The organism is Glaciimonas sp. Gout2 (assembly GCF_035018905.1).
Classification (GTDB): Bacteria; Pseudomonadota; Gammaproteobacteria; order Burkholderiales; family Burkholderiaceae_D; genus Glaciimonas.
Map to the genome: position 1 here is coordinate 1 of NZ_JASJXA010000094.1, position 4,003 is coordinate 4,003.

Genomic DNA, 4,003 nt, shown 5'->3' on the forward strand with positions numbered 1-4,003 from the left:
ATTAATTTGTGCCTTCCCATTCAAATCATGCAGAAATTTGGTGTTTATGGGTAGAGGGTACTGAGGGAACGCTTACCAATAACAGTAAGGAAACAATAAAAAAGGAGCCTTGGGCTCCTTTTTTATTGTTGCATGAAGGTATAACTATTCATCAAACTGATCTGCCATCTTAAGACATCGATCTAGGATGGAACGGCCAAGCATCCGCGATCAGCATGAAACGTCCGTTAGCCTTCGCCCAAATATGCCGCTTGAACTTTTGGATCATTCAGCATGTCTTTAGCATTACCGCTCATCGTGACCAGGCCGGAATCCATCACATAACCGCGATGTGCTGCCTCCAATGCCAACTTAGCATTCTGCTCAACCAGCAAAATAGTAATGCCTTGCGCCGACACATTACGGATTACTTCAAAGATTTTCTCTACCATGATTGGAGACAAGCCCATCGACGGTTCATCCAGCAATAATAGTGTCGGATGACTCATCAGTGCGCGCGCCATGGCGAGCATTTGCTGTTCGCCGCCCGACAACGTTCCCGCCATCTGCGCCGAACGCTCTTTTAGACGAGGAAACACACCGAACCATTTATCGATATCCGCAGCAATAGCAGCCTTGTCGTCGCGAATATAAGCGCCCATCAACAAGTTTTCGTGAATGCTCATCCGCGTAAAAACACCGCGGCCTTCCGGCACCATTGCTAGATTTTTCTTGACGAGATCGAACGAGTGATTACCCTTGATCGCCTGACCCAAATAGTGCAGCGTGCCTTCAACTTTACAGTTTGGTAAGGTGCCGGTAATAGCTTTAAGCGTCGTGGTTTTGCCTGCACCATTGGCACCAATCAACGTCACTAACTCCCCTTTGTTGACCTCGAGAGTAATGCCTTTAACTGCTTTGATACCGCCGTATGCCACTTTTAGCCCATCAACGCGCAGAATATTCTCAGCCATTAGTGACCACCTCCCAAGTAAGCTTCAATGACAGCTGGATTCTTTTGGATGTCCGCCGGCAAACCTTCGGCAATCGGCTTGCCATAATCCAGCACCGTCATACGGTCGCATAGCCCCATCATCAGTTTGACGTCATGTTCGATCAACAAAATGGTTTTTCCTTCATTCTTGATTTTAACCAGCAGCTCACGTAAGCCGAGCTTTTCGGTGGCGTTCATCCCGGCGGCGGGTTCGTCCAGTGCCAGCAATTGCGGCTCAGTCGCTAACGCACGTGCAATCTCCAGACGGCGTTGGTCGCCGTAAGACAGGTGGCGCGAGGTGCGCTCCGCAAAACGTGCGATACCAACGAAATCAAGCAACGCCATAGAACGCGCGCGGATGCCTGCCTCTTCACGGCGTGCCGCAGGATGCTTAAATACGGCACCAAATACGCCTTGATGGCTACGGACATGACAACCGACCATGACGTTTTCGAGAGCGGTCATTTCACCAAACAGACGAATATTCTGGAAAGTGCGAGCAATTCCCGCTTTCGCCACCTCATGTGGTGCCGAAGGTGAATACGACTTGCCAGATAGCTCAAAAGACCCTGTATCAGGCTGATACAGGCCAGTAATTACATTAAATAAAGTCGTCTTGCCAGCGCCGTTAGGACCAATCAGACCATAAATCTGGCCTTTCAAAATCTTGATGCTGACTTCAGACAATGCCTGCAGGCCGCCAAATCGCTTATTGACGCCGGAGATATTCAGAATAATTTGTTCGCTCATGAGATCTCCTTAGGCCGCCACGACGTCGGCTGACTTCGCAGGTTTATCGACATCGGTATCAGGCCGGTCTTCGTGTTTTGGCGCAGGCCACAAGCCAGATGGACGGGTCAGCATAATCACCACCATTGCCAGGCCATATAACAATTGACGCAATACTTCTGCGTCAATTAAGACCTTACCGAAAATCGCCATCTGGACCGGTTCTACCGTATGCCGCAATACCTCCGGCAATGCCGACAACAAGACAGCACCCAACACGACGCCCGGAATGTGTCCCATACCGCCCAATACCACCATCGCTAATACCGCGATCGACTCGGTCAAGGAGAACGATTCAGGTGACACAAAACCCTGGAACGAGGCAAACATCGCGCCAGCAACTCCCGCAAATGACGCACCCATCGCAAACGCCAGCAACTTGACGTTACGTGTGTTGATGCCCATCGCCTTGGCAGCAATTTCATCTTCGCGAATAGCAACCCATGCCCGACCAAGACGTGAGTGCTGCAAACGCACGGTGATAAAAATGATGGCGACACAAAGAAATAAGAACAAAAAGTAATACGCATTGACGGAAGGCATGCCGAAACCACCAAAATAAACCGTCGCGTTCGACCCACGTGCGCCAGCAAGCGACACGCCAAAAATATGGATCGGGTCAATCAGGTTGATCCCTTGCGGACCGTTGGTGATATTCACCGGTGCGTTCAGATTATTCATGAAAATTCGGATGATTTCACCAAAGCCCAGCGTGACAATCGCCAAATAATCACCGCGCAATTTCAAGGTCGGCGCGCCAAGGATCGCACCAAACAAACCGGCCAGCGCAGCGCCCAGCGGAACAATCACCCACAGCGATAAATGGATACCATTCTGGACGATTTCTGGCCCACAAATCATCACCAGAAAATTCCCCACTGCAGGATAAGTATTGACGAAGGATTCCAGCACCGACGCAAATTGCGGCGATGCCAGAAGACCGGTCATGTAAGCGCCAATCGCATAAAACGCGATGTAGCCCAAATCAAGCAGACCGGCAAAGCCGACCACAATATTGAGTCCCAACGCCAGCATAATGTACAGCAGCGCAAAGTCCATGATTCGGACCCACGAGTTACCGTACATGGAGGCTACAAATGGAAACGCCACCAAAAATACCGCCAGGACGGCCAAACTGCCATAGGCTTTCGCCGGATTTTGTTTCGTATCGAAATAATTAGCCATAAGTTTCTCCAGTCCCGGTTAAGCTCGATCGGCCACACGTTCGCCCATGATGCCGGACGGACGAAGGGTCAGTACGATGATCAGTACGATGAACGCAAAAATATCCTGGTAATTACTACCGAGAAAATTGCCGGTAAGATCACCAATATAGCCAGCACCCAGACTTTCGATTAGCCCCAACAAAATACCACCCAACATCGCGCCGTAAATATTGCCAATTCCGCCCAAGACCGCAGCCGAAAAGGCCTTCAATCCCGGTACGAAGCCCATTGCAAATTGGGCCGAAGAATAATTAGCACCCCACATCACGCCAGCGACTGCCGCCAATGCAGCGCCAATCGCAAACGTCATCACAATGACGCGATTGGAGTCAACACCCATGAGACCGGCAACCCGAGGATTTTCGGCAGTAGCACGCATGGCGCGACCCATTTTAGTTTTCTCCACCAGCAACACCAGACCGACCATCGCAACCGTCGCCAATATCAACAGCATGATCTGGGTCGGAGAAATCAGCGCGCCCAATATATGCACGGGATCAGATGGCATCACTTGCGGCATTGCCAGAGGACTGCGTCCCCATATCATCATCGCAAAAGTCTGCAACAGAATAGAAACACCAATCGCGGTGATCAACGGTGCCAGACGCGGCGCATTGCGTAACGGCCGGTATGCGATCCGTTCGATAACCAGATTGACGATCACACAGACCGGAATAGCGCCCGCAATAGCGATCATCAGTTTGACGATGCCAGGTAAGTCAGGCGCATAAGCCTGGATTAACTTCAGAATCGACAGACCAACCATCGCGCCGATCATTAAGATATCGCCATGGGCGAAATTAATCAGGTTCAAAACGCCGTACACCATCGTGTAACCCAGCGCGATCAAAGCGTACATGCTTCCCAGCACTAAGCCATTGATAATTTGTTGGATAAAGGTATCCATGATTTCCTTATTCTTAATATGATTCGATTCAAATCAGCTCACCTATACCGTCCAACACCGTAAGGAGCCCCGTAGGGTGCTGTTCATCTGTATAGCAAAAATCATTCC

At 50.3% G+C, this 4,003-nt stretch carries 4 protein-coding genes; all 4 read right to left on the reverse strand.

From position 1 onward, the window contains the following. Positions 1-227: 227 nt before the first annotated feature. From QN379_RS23070 to QN379_RS23085, 4 genes are read right to left on the reverse strand one after another with little or no spacing between them, the layout of a single operon-like run. Entirely contained in the window at positions 228-953 is a 726-nt protein-coding gene (locus tag QN379_RS23070) for an ABC transporter ATP-binding protein (protein ID WP_322237251.1), read from the reverse strand. Then, positions 953-1,723, reverse strand: coding sequence for an ABC transporter ATP-binding protein (locus QN379_RS23075; protein ID WP_323507724.1), 771 nt, complete (start codon positions 1,721-1,723; stop codon positions 953-955). The genes QN379_RS23070 and QN379_RS23075 overlap by 1 nt, the downstream gene beginning before the upstream one ends. 9 nt (positions 1,724-1,732) lie before the next feature. Continuing rightward, on the reverse strand, positions 1,733-2,947 hold the full coding sequence (locus QN379_RS23080; RefSeq protein ID WP_322237247.1) for an ABC transporter permease subunit: 1,215 nt from the start codon (positions 2,945-2,947) through the stop codon (positions 1,733-1,735). A gap of 18 nt (positions 2,948-2,965) precedes the next feature. Then, positions 2,966-3,895: a branched-chain amino acid ABC transporter permease gene (locus QN379_RS23085; protein WP_322237245.1), complete on the reverse strand. Its 930-nt coding sequence runs from the start codon at positions 3,893-3,895 to the stop codon at positions 2,966-2,968. Positions 3,896-4,003: the final 108 nt, after the last annotated feature.